We start from the raw sequence: 15,766 nt of genomic DNA on the forward strand, positions 1-15,766 counted from the left end.
CTACCGGCCCCGCCGCACCCCGCCCGACGGGAGCCAGGCCCACCGGATCGAAGCCTTCCCCATCCTCCGCCGCCAAGCCGGCGGTGACGAAGACGGCCTCCCTCAAGCCCGCGCCGGCCAAGCCGAAGGCCACGGACGGGTTCGACACCGAGCGTCTGAACGCCCTCCTGCGCGGAGACCCGATCACCCCGCCGCGCCGCTGATCGACCTCCCCCCTTCCCCGGACGGGGAGGGCGAAGCGGCCCCTCGACGCATTGCTTCCCCCCATCCCGCGCCCGAGCTCCGCTTCGGATCTTGGTGTAAACCCCGTCCCATCCCCGAAGCGGGACGGGAGGAACGTCGTGGGGCTGATCTACGCGCTCGGAGCCTACCTGAGCTGGGGCATCGTCGTACCGGTGCATTTCCGGCTGCTCGATTCCGTGCCGGCCGGTAGCATCCTCGCCCATCGCATCGTCTGGTCGAGCGTGCTCGTGGTCGGCCTGCTGGCGATCCTGCGCCGGCGGGTGCGTAACCCGTTTCCCCTGAGGCGCCGCCACCTTCTCCTCGTCGTCTCGGCTGGGCTCATCGCGGTCAACTGGCTGCTCTACCTCGTGGCGGTCCAGTCCGGGCACATGCTCGATGCGAGTCTGGGCTATTTCATCAATCCGCTGATGAGCGTGGCGCTCGGCGCCCTCGTTCTCGGCGAGCGGCTGCGGCCGGTCCAGGCCGTGGCGGTGGGGCTCGCCGCCGCCGGCGTGATCCTGGCGGTGGTCCTGGCCGGGCACCTGCCCTGGCTGTCCCTGACGCTCGCCGCGAGTTTTTCGCTCTACGGGCTGGTGCGCAAGGTGGTGGGCGTCGACGCCATGGTGGGCTTTGCCGCCGAGACTTTCCTGCTCCTGCCCGCCGCCGGCCTCTATCTCGTCCTCGCCGCCCCCGCCGTGGTGAACGGCGATCCCGTCCGCCTCGGCCTCCTGCTCCTCACCGGCGCCACCACAGCCCTGCCGCTGATCTGGTTCGCCGCCGCCGCCCAGCGCCTCACCCTCTCCACCCTCGGGCTGATGCAATACCTCGCCCCTTCCTGCCTGCTGGGCCTCAGCGTCCTCGTTTACGGCGAACGCCTGGAGCCGCATCGACTGGTCCTGTTCGTCCTGATCTGGCTGGCGCTGGCGCTCTATGCCGCCGATTCCTTCCGTGCGGCGCGGCGGACCAAGGAACCGCCCGAGCCCGCCGCCGCTGGCCCCGACCGCCCGGGCATGCGATCGTTCTGAGCGAGATTCGGAGGCTCTGGATGCGCAACCGCATCACCGACATCGCCGGCATCACCGTGGGCCACGCCCAGGATGCGCGCGTGGCGAGCGGCACCACCGCGATCCTGTTCGACCCGGCCGTGGTGGCGGGTGTCGACGTGCGCGGCGGGGGGCCGGGCACCCGGGAGACCGACCTCCTCGACCCCGAGCGCACGGTGGAGCGCATCGACGCCCTGGTCCTGTCCGGTGGCTCCACATTCGGTCTCGACGCGGGGGCCGGCGTCGTGGCCTGGCTCGCCGAGGCGGGGAGGGGGTTTCCCGTCGCCGATATCCGTGTCCCCATCGTCCCCGGCGCGATCCTGTTCGATCTCCTCAACGGTGGCGACAAGAACTGGGGCCGCTTCTCGCCCTATCGCGACCTCGGCTACGCGGCCGCCGACGCGGCGGCACGGGATTTCACCCTCGGCACCGTGGGGGCGGGCTACGGCGCGCGCACGGCCAATCTCAAGGGCGGCCTCGGCTCGGCTTCCTCCCCGGTGAGCGGCACGCCCGCGCGGGTCGGCGCGCTGGTGGCGGTGAACGCCTTCGGCCGGGTCACGGTGGGGGAGGGGCGGCATTTCTGGGCGGCGCCGTTCGAGCGTGAGGGGGAGTTCGGCGGCCTCGGCTTCCCCGATCCGATGCCGGCGGACGCCTTCACCTGGCCCCGCGAGGCCCCGCCCGGCACCAGTACCACCCTGGCCCTCGTCGCCACCGACGCGATCCTCACCAAGGCTCAGTGCCGCCGCCTCGCGGTGATGGCGCAGGACGGCCTGTCGCGGGCGATCCACCCCGTCCACACGCCGCTCGACGGCGACGTGGTCTTCGCGGTCTCCACCGGGCGGGTTCCCCTTTCCGACCCCATCACCGATCTCGCCCGTATCGGCGCGGCGGCGGCCGACACCCTCGCCCGCGCGGTCGCCATCGGAATCCACGCGGCGACCAGCCTGCCGGGTCTGGCGATGCCCCCCGCCTGGCGCGATCTGTGGGGTGGGTAGGGGAAAGATATCGGTCAGACTCTCGTCGAGTCCGGCATCGCATGACGCACCTTTTCCACGCCTGCAGCGAAGCGTAGGGTGATCCGGAACCTCACGCGAATACGCGCCACGTCGGCGGCTCACTCGCTTCACCCGCCTTGGGGAAGGGACCCGAGAGGATCACTCGCCCTTGGCATCCTCCATTAGCTGCGCCAGCCCCGCATCCACCTCGGCGCCGAGCATCGCTCGCTCCGCATCGCTGAGGTCGCGGGCCCAGGCCGGGCCGGCGAACCCGGCGGCGCATTTGGCGCGCTCGGCCGCGATATAGGCTTCCGTTTCCTCCGGCTGCCGGCGCATGGCCTCGGCGAAGCCGAACCAAGCCGCCCGCTCCACCACCGCGAGGCGGGCGCGCAGGCGGATCATCACTGCCCGGTCCGGGCTGACGTCGTTACTCATGGGGCTTCGTTCCTGGGGGATTCGCGCCCGGCCTGCTCAGCGCCGCGGTTCGCAGCGGGTCTTCACGTAGGTGTCCGGATTGTTGCCGTGGCCGGCATTGGCCGCCAGGACCGGCCCCTGCATCATGCATTCCTGAAGCGTGTGAGCAGGCCCCGTGATCACGTCGAGGGCCGTCTCGCGGGAGCAGTCGGGGGCCTGGACCGTCGAGGCGCAGACCAGGGCAACGATGAGGACTGGGTTCATGAGACCGAAATCTAGACGCGCGGGGCAGGGCGGCAAGGGCGGCCTGCAGGAAAATGCAGCGCCCATGGTCGATGGAGCGGCCGTGTGCGCGTCCGCAAAGCCTTGAGCATGGAGCGTCTAGGATGTTCGTCCTTTGCTTAAAAACCTAGGTCAAATAGCCTAGGTCATTATGTCTAATCGGCGAGGCTCGTGCCTGTGGATGCGCCGCCCTCGTGCTCCGCACGCTGGGCTCATCCGTGCTAGGATCGGTCTCGTCGCGGGCGCGATACGGGACAGCGGAGCGGGAATGACGGTGGGGATCGAGATGGGTCTGAGCATGGGTCCGGGCGAAGAGCCCGCCCGGCTCGATCTCGAGGAACTCTTGGCCACCCGACTCCTGGTCCAGGGCAATTCCGGCTCCGGCAAGTCGCATCTCCTGCGCCGCCTGCTCGAGCAGAGCGCGGGCTCGGTCCAGCAGGTGATCATCGATCCCGAGGGCGATTTCGTCACCCTGGCCGAGGCCTACGGCCACGTGGTCGTGGACGGCGCCCATGGGGAGGGCGATCTCCAGGCCATCGCGGCGCGGGTGCGCGCCCATCGGGTCTCCGTGGTCCTCACCCTGGAGAGCCTCGACATGGAGGCGCAGATGCGCGCCGCCGCCGCCTTCCTCGGCGGCCTGTTCGAGGCCGAGCGCAGCCATTGGCACCCCGTCCTCGTCGTCGTCGACGAGGCGCAGATCTTCGCGCCCGCTGCCGCCGGCGACGTCTCCGACGAGGCGCGCAAGGCCTCTCTCGGGGCCATGACCAACCTGATGTGCCGTGGCCGCAAGCGCGGGCTCGCCGGCATCATCGCCACGCAGCGCCTCGCCAAGCTCGCCAAGAACGTGGCGGCCGAGGCCACCAACTTCCTGATGGGCCGCACCTTCCTCGACATCGACATGGCCCGCGCCGCCGACCTGCTGGGCCTCGACCGCCGCGGCGCCGAGCGGTTCCGCGATCTGTCTCGCGGCGAGTTCGTGGCCCTCGGCCCCGCGTTGAGCCGCCGGCCGCTGGCCCTGCGCATCGGTCCGGTCTCCACCTCGGCGCGCTCGGGCTCGCCCAAGCTCGTGCCGCTTCCCGCTCCCGCCGACGCGGATCTGCGCGCCCTCATTCTCACCCGCTCGGCCGAGGATGGCCCGGCCTCCTGGGCTCCGGCACCGCGCACTCCGCCGACGCCCCGTGCGAGCCCCGCCGACCTCCTGCGCGAACTCAGCGCCTACCGGCCCGAGCCCGTCGATGCGCCCGAGCCCTTGAGCGAAGAGGAGCTGCGCGCCGGCCTCGACGAGGTGCTGCGCGGCATCGCCGCCGACCCCGATGCCGGGCGCCAGCCCGTGGCCGTGATCTACCAGGACTTCCTCGTGCGCTGCCGCATGCGCGGGCTCGACGGCGAATCCCTCACCCTCGCTGCCTTCCGCCGCCGCCTCGGCGTGGCGCGGGCCGGGTTCGACGGTGAGGCCTCCCCGGCCGACGGGGACGGGCGCTGGGACGAGGCGCAGGCCGCCGCCGCCAACCTGCCCGACGAGGTCCAGGGCCTGTTCCTGCTCCTCGCCCGCGCGGCCCTGGCCGGAGAGCCCTGCCCCGGCGACGAGGCCTTGGCGCGGGCCATCGGCAGCCGCTCGCCGGGGCGCGCCCGGCGGCTCCTCGCCTATGTGGAGACGCGGGGCACCATCGTCTGCCGCACCGATTTTCGTGGGCTGCGCGTCATCGCCCTGCCCGTCCTCGGCTGCGAGACCGGGCCGGGCGACCCCAAGGCGACACTGCCGGGAAGCGCCGTGCCGGAGATGCCGGGGCTGTTCGCTGCCGAATAGGCCGCGCCGTCGTCACACCCGCGCGCGTCCGATCCTCGTCATGCCGAGGAGGTGATAGATCAGGATGGCGCCGAATGTGGCGGTGCCGATGCCGCCGAAGGCGAAGGACCCGAATTTCAGGGTGAGGTCGCCCGCGCCCAGCACCACGGCGACGCCGACCGTGAGGAGGTTGCGGGCATTGGCGAAGTCCACCCGGTTCTCCACCCAGATCCGCCCGGCGGTGGCGGCGATCAGCCCGAACACCACCACCGAGAGACCGCCGATCACCGGCACCGGCAGGGTCAGGATCAGCGCCCCGAATTTCGGGCAGAGGCCGAACAGGATCGCGGTGAAGCCGGCCACCACGAAGACCAGGGTCGAGTAGATCCGGGTCATGGCCATGACGCCCATATTCTCCGCATAGGTCGTCACCCCCGTGCCGCCGAGCCCGCCCGACAGCATGGTGGCGAGGCCGTCGCCGAGGAAGGCGCGGGCGATGTAGGGGTCGAGGTTGCGGCTCGTCATCGCGCCGATGGCTTTGATATGGCCGAGATTCTCGGCGATCAGCACCACGAAGACCGGGGCGATGAGGGCGATCGCCTTGGGGTCGAAGACCGGTGCCACGAAGCCCGGAACGCCGATCCAGGGGGCGGCCATGACGGCGGAGAAGTCGATGGGCTTGGCGAGACCGAACCCGTTGGCGAGGAGGAGATAGAGCAGGTAGGCGAGGGCCGCCCCGATCAGGATCGGCAGGCGCCGGGCGAGGCCGGGCGCGTAGATGGTGATGACGCTGACGATGACCACCGTCAGAAGGCCGAACCAGGTGTCGAAGGCGGAGGCCGAGATGATCCGCGTCGCGATCGGAGCGAGGTTGAGGCCGATGGCGGCCACCACCGCGCCGGTCACCACCGGGGGCATCACCCGCTCCACCCAGGCATAGCCGACGAGGCCGATGACGGCGCCCACGAGGCCGTAGAGCAGGCCCGCCGCGACGATGCCGCCGAGCGCCACGGCGATGTTGGGGTTCGGCCCCGCCCCGGCATAGCCCGTGGCCGCGATCACCACACCGACGAAGGCCGCCGACGAGCCGAGATAGCTCGGCACCCGGCCGCCCGTGGCGAGGAAGAAGATCAGCGTACCGATGCCGGAGAAGAAGATCGCCAGGTTGGGGTCGAACCCCATCAGGATCGGCATCAGCGCGGTGGCGCCGAACATCGCCACCACGTGCTGGAAGCCGAGGAGCAGGGTCTGGCCCGCGGGCAGCCGCTCGTCGGGCATGACGTCCGTGGCCTCCGACGTCGCATCCCTGGCGCGCCAGACGGGGAAATAGGATTCGGCTGCCATGATCGCGTCGTCTCCGGACCGGTGTGGGCGTGTGATGCGGATCGCGTGATGCAAGGAGCGTGGCAGCCGCACCCCATGGAGCGGCGGTGCGACGCTTCGGGACGATGTCCTAATCCGACCCGGTCGCGGCCTCCTCCGACCGCCCCGTCAAGGCGAAGGCGATGGGCAGCCAGAGGAAGAAGAAATGCATGTTCACGAACGAGAACGGGTTGGGAAGGTCCGATCCCATGTAGCCGAAGCTGAAGATCAGCGCGGCGGCGCAGAACGTCGAGAGCCCTCCGTCGACGGTCGCGAGGTGACGGCAATAGACGAAGGTCATCGCCAGGGCGGCCACCAAGGCGGGAACGCCGAAATACATCGCCGTGCCGAAGAGGCCGTTATGGGCGTGGTTGAAGAGCGAATCGGCGAAGCGGAAGACGGGCGTGAAACCGAGCAGGGGCCTCTGCGAGATATGCTCGAACACCCAGGTCCAGATCTGCTGGCGACTGGAGGGACGGCAGAAATTCGACTGGTCGACGCAGAGCATCGCTCTCAGCCAGGGCTCGATCACGATCAGCGCCGTGGTCAGGCTCCAGGCCAGGAGGACCACCGCGAAGAGGCGCCAGCCGGTGAGACGCCAACCACTCGGACGCCACGGCAGCCGCGTCGCCGCCAGGGCGACGACCGTCGCGAGGATGGGACCGCGGCTCTGGGTCATGGCCACGGCCACGACGATCGGCAGCGCGGTCAGGGCGACGAGGGCGATCGTCGCGGGCGTGGCCGGGCGTGACCGGTCGCCGAGGAGGGCGACGATGCCGATCAGGGCGATGCAGAGGCCGCCGGCTCCCGGGATGGAGTTGGACGGCCGGCCCAGCGGCACGAGCCTGTCCGCCAAGGAGAGCCCCCCGCCGAAATGCAGGACGAGCGTCAGGAGGGCGCTGAGGCTGGCCACGGCAAAGAGCGCGCCCAGGATGAAGCGGAGGCCGCAACAGGCGAGCAGGCGCCGTCCCGCCAGCAGGGCGACGGCCAGGAGCGCGAAATTCGCCACCGCATCGCTCGCCGGCCCCAGGGGAATGCCATTGACGAGAAGGCCGAGCACCGTCCAGGCGGCGAAGCCCGCGAGCGCGGCGAGCCCCCATTCCAGGGGGCGCGGCAGGCGTTCGCGCAGGAGGGTCGGATCGCTCACGGCGATGGTGACGAGCCCCGCGATCATCAGCTTGGCCGAGAGGTTCTTGGCGATGAAATAGGCGGAGACCAGCAGCAGGAGGTAGCCGGCCACGCACAGGACGTTCCGCACCATGAGGCCGCGTGCCGAGGTATCCGGGATCGTCGTCATGCGTCAGGCCCCGGCATGGAGTCTCGGTGCGGGTTCCACGGCGCGGAGGATGGCTTCCGCCGTGGCCGCCGGATCGATCGCGAAGGATTGCCGGGCGCCCTCCGGGCCGCCCAGGACCGGCACGTAGCCGGCCCCGCCCTCACTCGCCCAGTGAAGCACGGTGCTCTTGCGGGAGGTCGAGGCCATCAGCTCGACGACGGTGGCGCCGGGCTTGCAGAAGATCGTGTTGGCCAGGGCGGCGCCGTGCACGGCGGCCACGACGTCGGCACCCGCTATCGCCGCCATCTGCTCGGCATGGTTGCCCCATCCCGGCTCGAAGATGTGGAAGCCCGCGCGTTCCAGCCGCTCGACCAGCGCGTCCTCGCCCTCCACGACCCGCAGGCGCTGGTTGCGGCGCCGGAGATAGAGCTTCGAGGCCGGCGGCGTGACCGGATGCTCCCGATAGGCCGCACGGAAGATGGCCCGTGCCGTATCCAGCGCCTGGGGGACGCCGAAGATCCGTTCGATATTGGGGCAATGGCTCCGGGCATAGACATAGCGCTCCGTGACCACATGGTCCGTCGCCTTGAGCACGAGTTGCCGGATCGGGTAGCCGAGCGCCTTCAGCCCGGCGAGAAAGGCGGTCACCAGGGGCGGGTGCGAGGCGGTGACGAACACCGTCTCCTCCCGTTTGTCGATGGCACCGACGCGCACGGCCTCACAGATCGGCATCAGCACGTCGGTGAGGAGATGGCCGAAATGGAAGACGGGCGGGATCGCGAGGCAGCGCTCCGTCAGGACGATCTTGCGCAGGCCGATCGGTGCGGGGTGGCAGAAGGCCCAGCGCGCCTGGCCCCGCTGGCCGAGGGAGATCTGGCGGCCCGTGTCGTAATCGGCGGGGATCACGGTGTGGCCGGGAATCAGGACGCCGCCGATCCCGGCGATCATCGTGCGGGTGGTGTCCCCCGTGCAGGCCGTCTCCAGCCGGTTCATCACATCGGCGTTGTGGCGCATCACGATGGCCCGCGCCGCGTCGTAGCCGGGCGCGCAGAGGCGATGTGTCCGGGTCTCGTCGCCGATCACCCGCGCGCGGTCGGCCGGCCAGGCGAAATCCGGGAAGTAACCCGTGCTCCGCCGCAGGGCGGGATGCCAGCCCAGCAGGGCAGTGCTGAAGGTCGACGCATAGGGTTTCAGATCGAACAGGCGTTCGAGGAAGGTATGGTGCCGAGCCAAGCAGGTCCCCCACGAAATCGCACGCTCGACCCTACGGCACCATTGGTGAAGATCGTTGGAACGACACAACCGAGTCTATGGTCTCGCCCCGCAGCGTAGGGCGGAAAGTGTATTTCGAATGCCCGATGCAAATAGAGAGCTTGGCACGCCCGGTCGAACCCGGTTCTCCGGGCCGATACCGTGGCGCATGACAAGTCCGACGTCGTTCAATGGCTATGCGGTAAGCAGCCCCGGTGGATAAATCAACATCCTCCCGCCCATCGAGCTTGCGCGATCAACGGCCTGATGGGCCGCATGGTTCGGATGCGCGGCGTCAGAGCGCCCCCAGCAGGCCGTCCGTCTTGCGGGCGGGCGCGGGTGACGCCGGCGATGACACGGGCAAGGTGTGGTAGCGTCGGCCGGCATAGACGAGGCCCTGTCCGCCGCCGGGCTCCGAGAGATCCACCACCTCGCAGAAGAGCACGTCGTGGCTGCCGACGGCGTGGCGCGCGACGATGCGGCAATCGAAGGCGGCGAGCGCCCCCTCCAGCACCGGCGCCCCGGTGGCGAGTTCGCCCCACGCCGCCGCGGCGAAGCGCTCGTCCATGGGGGTGCGACCGCCAAACGCACCCGCGATGCCGGCCTGCTCGCCCGACAGGGTGTTCACGCACAGGACCGCGTTGCCGCTCAGCGCCGCGTAGGCCGAGGAGGTGCGGTTGATGCAGACCAGGAGGGTCGGCGGCGCGTCGCTGACGCTGCAGACGGAGGAGGCGGTGAAGCCCGCCCGTCCTCCGGGTCCATCGCTGGTGACGAGATGGACCGAGCTGGCCAGATGCGACATCGCCTCGCGGAAGGCGCCGGCTTCGACCGTGGGCATCGTCGTCTCGCTCATGGCCGGGGGCTTTCCTCTCAGCGGGTTCAGCGAAAGTGGTCACCGGTTTTGCGCCTCAAAACCTGCGACACTTCAAAGGCTTGAGCGAGGTGACGCGTTGGCTTGCCAATGCGAACCTGCTCAGGGTCGGTCGAGAAAGGCGAGGAGGGCGCGGTTGAACGCCTCCGCCTGCGTCACGCTATGGGCGTGGCCGCCGCCCTTGGCCAGATCCAGCCTGGCGTCGGGCAGGCCCGACGCGAGCCGTTCCGAGCACAGATAGGGCACCAGCACGTCGTCTTCCGCCGCCATCACCAGGGTTTCGTGCGGGATGTCGGCGAGACGATCGCTGAGATCGAAGGCCTCGAGTGCCGCGATCCGCCGAAACGTGTTCTCAGGCCCGGGGAAATGCGCCAGGGCATGGGCCTCGTCCGCCGCCACCCGCCCGGCGTTGAGGGACAGCCAGGGCGCCGGGTAGAGGAAGATGGCCTGCGCCGCCACATAGGCGTCCGGTCCGGCATGGGTCAGAAGCGCCTTGCGGGCGGCAAAGCAGCGCTTCGTCGCCGGATCGGCCCTGTCCCAGCCGTTGACGACCACGAGGCGCCCGACCCGGTCGGGATGGGTGCGCGCGAGTTCGAGGCCGATCAGGCCGCCCAGCGCATGGCCGACGATGTCGGCGCTGGCGATGCCGAGATCGTCCAGCACCCGGAGCGCGTCGCGGGCCATCGCCGCGATGTCGTGGCCCTCCTCCAGGGTATCGGGCGAGCGCCCGGTGCCGCGATGGTCGTAGCCGACCACCCGGAAGCGCTCGGCCAGAGCCGGAATCTGCGGCGCGAAATAGCCGCAGGAGCCGCCGAGACCCGGCGAGAGCAGGATGGTGCGCGCTCCGGCCCCGTGGATCTCGTGGTGGATGGCTGCGCTCACGGCTTGCCCACATGCGCGATGGTGGCGATCTCCACCAGGGCGTCGGGCTTCACCAGGCCGCACTGGATGCAGTAGCGCGCCGGCTTCTCGCCGGGGAAGTAGCTGGCATAGACCGCGTTGATCGCGGCGTAATCGGCCCAGTCCTTCAGGAAGATGTGGTTGAAGGTGACGTCGTCCATGGTGCCGCCGGCCGCCGTGACGACGCCCTTGATCGTCTCCAGCACGTGGCGGGTCTGGGCGCCGGCATCGCCCACATGGACGACGTTGGCGTCGGCATCCAGCGGCAGGGTGCCGGAGACGTAGAGCACGCCGTCGGCGAGGGTGCCCGGCACGTAGGGGGCCAACGGCTTGCCGGTGCCGGGGGGAATGATCACGGTCTTGGGCATGGTTCGCAGTACTCCCGTTCGATCGTCGAAATGGCCGTCTTCGTCGCCTGTGTTGCCTGTGTCGTCTTGCCCGCCCGTGACCTCATCCTGAGGTGCCGCAGCGTAGCGGAGTCCTCGAAGGAGGCTTTCAGCTCGCTCCCAGGGGCCTGGAGGCCTCCTTCGAGGCCCGCTGACGCGGGCACCTCAGGATGAGGTCGAGGGCGGGAGGGAGGATGTCACTCCGCCACCACGGCGTCCCGCTCAGCCAGCGCCGCTTTGAAGCTCGCCACGTCCGAGACCCAGCCGAAGAAGGTCTCGATATTGGCGAGCGCGCCCGCCTGGAGGCTGTCCGGCCCCGCCTGATGCGTCGCGTCGGCGAGGACGACGCCGAAATATTCGAGGAAGAACCCGTCGCGCAGGGTCGATTCCACGCAGACGTTGGTGGCGATGCCGGTGAAGACCAGGGTGCGGATGCCGGCCGAGCGCAGAAGGCTGTCGAGCTGGGTGTTGTAGAAGCCGCTGTAGCGCGGTTTGGGCAGCACGATGTCGCCGGGTTCAGGCGCCAGCGCATCCACCAGGGCGTAGTCCCAGGTGCCCTTGGCCAGCAGCCGCTCGTTCATGTCGGGGCGGCTGCGCATGGTCTTGAGGGCGTTCGACTTGTGCCAGTTCGGTGAGCCCGGCCCTCCGGCCTCGACATAGTCCGGGTCCCAGCCGTTCTGGAACCAGACGATCCTGATTCCGCGTTTTCGCGCGGCGGCGACGGCCGTCGCGATCTTCTCGATGACCGGCCCGGTCGCCGAGACGTCGAACCCGGCGAGATCGAGGTATCCGCCCTTCGTCGCGTAGGCGTTCTGCATGTCGACGACGATGAGAGCCGTGGCCTCGGCATCGAAGGCGATGGGTTCCGGCCGCGCGGGGAGGGTGATGCCGCCATAGCGCCCGGACGGATCGTGATAGCCGGCGACCATCACGCCACCTTCGCCATCGGCACCGCATCGGCGGTGACATGCGCCCGCAAGCGCATCAGCGGCTGGATGCGGGTGCCGTAGGCGTCGAGGCCTTCGAGGAAATCGTCGAACACCAGGAGCACGCCTTCGGTGCCGGGCACGGTGGCGACCTCGTCGAGCATCCGCGCCACCTCCGCGTAGGAGCCGACGAGGGTGCCCATGTTGATGTTCACCGCCGAGGTCGGGTCGGCCATCTGGCGCACGTTGGTGTCCGAGCCGGATTTGGTGTCGGCCGCCCCCTGGACCCCGAGCCAGGCGATGGCCTCGGCATCGGCCCCCGCCTTGTAATGCTCCCAGGTGGCGCGGGCCTCCTCGTCGGTCTCGGCGGCGATGATCATGAACAGCACGTAGGACGACACGTCCCGGCCCGTCTCGGCCTTGGCGAGTTCCAGCCGCTCCACCGTGGGGGCGAAGGCTTTGGGCGTGTTCACGCCCTTGCCGAAGCAGAAATTGTAGTCGGCATATTTCGCCGTGAACGCCATGCCGGCGGCCGATTGGCCGGCGCAGATGATCTTCATCTCCGCCTGAGGCCGGGGCGAGAGCCGGCAATCGTCCATCTGGAAGAACTCGCCCTTGAGGTCGCAGGACCCCGTCTCCCACAAATCGCGCAGCACCTGGGCGTATTCGGAGAGGTATTCGTAGCGCCGCGAAAAGTACTCGTCGCCGGGCCACAGGCCCATCTGCGAGTATTCCGGCCGCTGCCATCCGGTGACGAGGTTGAGGCCGAAGCGGCCGCCGGAAATGGAATCGATGGTGGAGGCCATCCGCGCGGTGATGGCGGGGGGCATGCACAGGGTGGCCGCGGTGGCGAAGAGCTTGATCCGGCTCGTCACCGCGGCGAGGCCCGCCATCAGCGTGAAGGATTCGAGGTTGTGGTCCCAGAACTCGGTCTTGCCGCCGAAGCCCCGCAGCTTGATCATCGACAGGGCGAAATCGAACCCGTAGCCCTCGGCCTTCAGCACCACCTGCTTGTTGAGCTCGAAGCTCGGTCTGTATTGCGGCGCGTTCTCCGAAAGGAGCCAGCCATTGTTGCCGATGGGAATGAAGACGCCGACATTCATGACCGCCTCGCTATTCTGGCGGAGATTGGACGATGGGATCCAATCCCGGTCAAGGTTGCGAACGGAAGAGTGTCCTGTTCGTCCCGTTCGATGATGAACGGTAGCTGTTTGGACCATATGGTCAAACTCGAAATCGACCTTTTCGGCCGTTTGCTCAAACTCTCTTCGATCTGCTCTGCGGGAAGGCGGCTTCTGCTGAAACGGCGGGCGGGCCCGAGCGGGTTCGCGTCGGCGGCCCGGTTCATCCCCCCGCCGTGACACGTTCTCGTGAGGTCTCACTCGCGGACATTGCCTTCGCGGAGGGCGCGGTCAGTTTTCTGGAGGTATTCAAAACAACCACGGAGAGGAAACCCCATGCGGTACCCGATGCTCGGTGCTCTCGTCGCGATGCTGCTTCCGATGGCGGCCCATGCCGAAGGCGATGCGGCCGCCGGCGAGAAGGCGTTCGCGCCCTGCAAGGCCTGCCATGCCTTCGGCAAGAACGGTGTCGGCCCGGATCTGACCGGGGTCGTCGGGCGCAAGGCGGCCTCCCTCGACGGGTATTCCTACTCGGCCCCGCTCAAGGCGTCGGGCCTCACCTGGGACGAGGCGAACCTGCACGAATGGCTGAAGAACCCGAAGGCCAAGGTGCCGGGGACGAAGATGGTGTTCGCCGGCTATCCCGACGACAAGAAGATCGACGACGTGATCGCGTATCTCGCCTCGAAGAAGTAGGCCATTTCGCGAGCCTCGCCGATGGAGCGGGATTCCGCCGGCGGGGCTCGTTTCCCAGTACCTATCGCAGGCCGAGCCCGGTGAGGATCAGGGCCTGCGTACTCGCCACGGTGCTCTCGAAGAAGTCGGATTCGTCGAGGCTCCGGCCCGTGACGGCATCCACCTGGACCGCGAAATCGGCGTAGTGCTGGGTGATCGCCCAGATCGAGAAGATCAGGTGGTGGGGGTCGTGGGCACCGATGCGGCCCTGGTCGATCCAGCCACGCAGGATCGCCGCCTTGCTCTCCACCAACCCTCGCAGGGGGCCTTCGAGTTCGGCCCGCAGGAGCGGCGCGCCCTGGACGATCTCCAGGCAGAACAGCCGCGAGGCCTGCGGCGCGTCCCGCGACAGGGTGAGCTTGGCGCGGATATAGGCCCGGATCGCCTCGGCCGGATCGCTGTCGGCGTCGAGTTCCTGTAGCGGGTCGAGCCAGACGTCGAGGACGCGGCGAAGCACCGCCAGATACAGGTCCTCCTTCGAGGGGAAGTAATAGAGCAGGTTCGCCTTCGACAGCCCGGCCCGCTCGGCGAGCCGGTCCAGGCTCGCTCCGTGCAGGCCGAGCCCCGAAAAGATCTCGAGCCCCGCATCGAGGATCGCCTCGCGCCGCGCCTCGCCGTCCTTGCGGCGACGGCGGGCGGGGGGCTTGTCTGCGATCACCGGCACCTGGTCGTCTCCTGGTGCCCCGACCGAGGCGATACCGTCACGATGCATGTCGATCTCGAAAGCGCTTGTTCGTCCGGTATCGTCACACTCAAGGAGTGCAGGACAGGTCGGCTGAAACCGCCCGACACGTCCGTGTCCACTCGCCCACGAGGCTGCAGTCGCTCAGAGTCATCGTCTCGGCGCCTGTGCCGAAGGAATAGGTACACCTTTCGAGTGGTTTGCTGCCGACCCACCCGTCACCGGGAAAACCCAGAAGCTCGATTTCGGTCTGCGAGCCGCGATACTGGCCTTCACTCTGAAATGATTCCTTGTGGGCATGAGAAAAGATGCTTGTCCCAAGTCGACCGTTTTTCCCGAAGCACAGTGTTTTGCTGCCTGGACTTTCACCGCCATCCAGATTCCGAGGCTTCATATCTTTCGTCCAGCAGCCTCCCAAGTCCAAGGCTGCTTTCGTCTTCTTCGCGGCTGCAGGTTGAGCGAGCACTGTGATCAGTGCCAATGCATGGGCGAAAAGAAAGAACCTCTTCCAGTCGCACATGGTCATGCCCCCGCCGGGTGATGGTCGATCCAGTGCCGGGCGATATCGATCCGTCGTGCCACCCAGACGTCCTCATGGGCGGCGACATGGTCGAGGAAGCGGGCCAGCGCCCCGATCCGGCCCGGCCGTCCGACGAGGCGGCAATGCAGCCCCACCGACATCATCTTCGGCGCGCTCTCGCCCTCCGCGTAGAGGGCATCGAACGTGTCGCGCAGGTAGGTGAAGAAGTGGTCGCCGGTGTTGAAGCCCTGCAGGGCGACGCAGCGCATGTCATTGGCGTCCAGCGTATAGGGCACCACGAGGCCACGCCCGCTCGGTTGCTCGCTCCAGTAGGGCAGGTCGTCGGCGTAGGAATCGGCGAGCCAGGTGAAGCCGGCCTCCACCCCGAGATCGAGGGTGTGGACCGAGGAGCGGCCCGTGTACCAGCCGAGCGGCCGCTCCCCCGTGATCTCCGTGTGGATGCGGATCGCCTCGTCCATATGCGCCTTCTCCTCCTCGCGGGTGAAGTCGCGGTAGTCGATCCATTTCAGGCCGTGGCAGGCGATCTCCCAATCGGCCTCCTTCATGGCCGCGGCGATGTCGGGGTGACGGGCCAGCGCCGTGGCGACGCTGAACACGGTGACGGGAATGTTCCGCGCCTGGAGCAGCCGCCAGATCCGCCAGAAGCCCGCACGCGAGCCGTATTCGAACATCGATTCCATGTTCATGTGCCGCTGGCCCGGCCACGCCTGGGCGCCGACGATCTCCGACAGGAACGCCTCCGAGGCAGCATCGCCATGCAGGATGCAGTTCTCGCCGCCCTCCTCGTAGTTGAGCACGATCTGCACCGCGATCCGCGCGCCGCTCGGCCAGCGCGGATGGGGCGGGTTGCGGCCGTAGCCGACGAGGTCGCGGGGATAGGTCACGGGGCCTGCCGTTCGGATGGACATATGGACGTTCGACGCACAGTCCTGCCACGACCTGTCCCCTCGATCCAGATCGCGCCTGCTCCATC

16 protein-coding genes and 2 pseudogenes are annotated in these 15,766 nt (G+C 68.7%); 5 read left to right on the forward strand and 13 right to left on the reverse strand.

Features of this window, described 5'->3' with window-relative positions; translation table 11 throughout:
- The 3 genes and pseudogenes from FV220_RS25520 to FV220_RS13150 all read left to right on the forward strand — a co-directional run.
- Positions 1 to 203 (forward strand): annotated as a pseudogene (locus tag FV220_RS25520) (murein L,D-transpeptidase); the annotation flags it as partial.
- A 138-nt stretch (positions 204 to 341) separates the two neighbouring features.
- Positions 342 to 1,247: an EamA family transporter RarD gene (gene rarD, locus FV220_RS13145; protein WP_147831871.1), complete on the forward strand. Its 906-nt coding sequence runs from the start codon at positions 342 to 344 to the stop codon at positions 1,245 to 1,247.
- A gap of 20 nt (positions 1,248 to 1,267) precedes the next feature.
- Positions 1,268 to 2,260 (forward strand): P1 family peptidase, encoded by a 993-nt coding sequence (locus FV220_RS13150; protein ID WP_147831873.1) that lies wholly within the window; start codon positions 1,268 to 1,270, stop codon positions 2,258 to 2,260.
- A 159-nt stretch (positions 2,261 to 2,419) separates the two neighbouring features.
- Here the strand turns inward: FV220_RS13150 and FV220_RS13155 are convergent, their stop codons facing one another.
- Complete coding sequence (locus FV220_RS13155; protein WP_147831875.1) at positions 2,420 to 2,695, reverse strand: hypothetical protein; 276 nt, start codon at positions 2,693 to 2,695, stop codon at positions 2,420 to 2,422.
- Positions 2,696 to 2,731: 36 nt separating this feature from the next.
- The gene (locus FV220_RS13160) at positions 2,732 to 2,938 is read right to left on the reverse strand and encodes a hypothetical protein (RefSeq protein WP_027173473.1); all 207 of its coding nucleotides are present in this window, start codon (positions 2,936 to 2,938) and stop codon (positions 2,732 to 2,734) included.
- A 286-nt stretch (positions 2,939 to 3,224) separates the two neighbouring features.
- Here FV220_RS13160 and FV220_RS13165 point away from each other — a divergent pair, with 286 nt between their 5' ends.
- Entirely contained in the window at positions 3,225 to 4,763 is a 1,539-nt protein-coding gene (locus tag FV220_RS13165; RefSeq protein WP_056149650.1) for an ATP-binding protein, read from the forward strand.
- A gap of 12 nt (positions 4,764 to 4,775) precedes the next feature.
- On the opposite strand, the gene FV220_RS13170 is transcribed toward FV220_RS13165, so the two are convergent.
- The 8 genes from FV220_RS13170 to rutA all read right to left on the reverse strand — a co-directional run bounded on the left by FV220_RS13170 (position 4,776) and on the right by rutA (position 12,817).
- Positions 4,776 to 6,086 (reverse strand): solute carrier family 23 protein, encoded by a 1,311-nt coding sequence (locus tag FV220_RS13170; protein WP_056164481.1) that lies wholly within the window; start codon positions 6,084 to 6,086, stop codon positions 4,776 to 4,778.
- 109 nt (positions 6,087 to 6,195) lie between these two features.
- On the reverse strand, positions 6,196 to 7,401 hold the full coding sequence (locus FV220_RS13175; protein ID WP_147831877.1) for an O-antigen ligase family protein: 1,206 nt from the start codon (positions 7,399 to 7,401) through the stop codon (positions 6,196 to 6,198).
- Between the two features lie 3 nt (positions 7,402 to 7,404).
- Positions 7,405 to 8,613, reverse strand: coding sequence for a glycosyltransferase family 61 protein (locus tag FV220_RS13180; protein WP_147831879.1), 1,209 nt, complete (start codon positions 8,611 to 8,613; stop codon positions 7,405 to 7,407).
- A 313-nt stretch (positions 8,614 to 8,926) separates the two neighbouring features.
- Entirely contained in the window at positions 8,927 to 9,484 is a 558-nt protein-coding gene (locus tag FV220_RS13185; RefSeq protein ID WP_147831881.1) for a flavin reductase, read from the reverse strand.
- Between the two features lie 120 nt (positions 9,485 to 9,604).
- Positions 9,605 to 10,384, reverse strand: a complete 780-nt coding sequence (gene rutD, locus FV220_RS13190) for a pyrimidine utilization protein D (RefSeq protein ID WP_147831883.1) — start codon at positions 10,382 to 10,384, stop codon at positions 9,605 to 9,607.
- Complete coding sequence (rutC, locus tag FV220_RS13195) at positions 10,381 to 10,770, reverse strand: pyrimidine utilization protein C (protein WP_018043664.1); 390 nt, start codon at positions 10,768 to 10,770, stop codon at positions 10,381 to 10,383. The genes rutD and rutC overlap by 4 nt, the downstream gene beginning before the upstream one ends.
- Before the next feature lie 215 nt (positions 10,771 to 10,985).
- Positions 10,986 to 11,717, reverse strand: a complete 732-nt coding sequence (gene rutB / locus FV220_RS13200) for a pyrimidine utilization protein B (RefSeq protein WP_147831911.1) — start codon at positions 11,715 to 11,717, stop codon at positions 10,986 to 10,988.
- A complete protein-coding gene (rutA, locus tag FV220_RS13205; RefSeq protein WP_147831885.1) occupies positions 11,717 to 12,817 on the reverse strand; it encodes a pyrimidine utilization protein A in 1,101 nt (366 codons plus the stop codon). Before rutA ends, rutB begins: the two co-directional genes overlap by 1 nt.
- A gap of 354 nt (positions 12,818 to 13,171) precedes the next feature.
- Here rutA and FV220_RS13210 point away from each other — a divergent pair, with 354 nt between their 5' ends.
- A complete protein-coding gene (locus FV220_RS13210) occupies positions 13,172 to 13,531 on the forward strand; it encodes a cytochrome c family protein (protein WP_026175908.1) in 360 nt (119 codons plus the stop codon).
- Between the two features lie 61 nt (positions 13,532 to 13,592).
- Here the strand turns inward: FV220_RS13210 and rutR are convergent, their stop codons facing one another.
- The 3 genes and pseudogenes from rutR to puuE form a co-directional block, all read right to left on the reverse strand.
- Entirely contained in the window at positions 13,593 to 14,234 is a 642-nt protein-coding gene (rutR, locus tag FV220_RS13215; protein WP_147831887.1) for an HTH-type transcriptional regulator RutR, read from the reverse strand.
- A gap of 88 nt (positions 14,235 to 14,322) precedes the next feature.
- On the reverse strand, positions 14,323 to 14,778 hold the full coding sequence (locus FV220_RS25810) for a hypothetical protein (protein ID WP_156629688.1): 456 nt from the start codon (positions 14,776 to 14,778) through the stop codon (positions 14,323 to 14,325).
- An 8-nt stretch (positions 14,779 to 14,786) separates the two neighbouring features.
- Positions 14,787 to 15,677 (reverse strand): annotated as a pseudogene (puuE, locus tag FV220_RS13220) (allantoinase PuuE); the annotation flags it as partial.
- Between the last annotated feature and the right edge of the window lie 89 nt (positions 15,678 to 15,766).

The sequence above is a fragment of the Methylobacterium sp. WL19 genome (assembly GCF_008040005.1).
GTDB classification, from domain to species: domain Bacteria; phylum Pseudomonadota; class Alphaproteobacteria; order Rhizobiales; family Beijerinckiaceae; genus Methylobacterium; species Methylobacterium bullatum.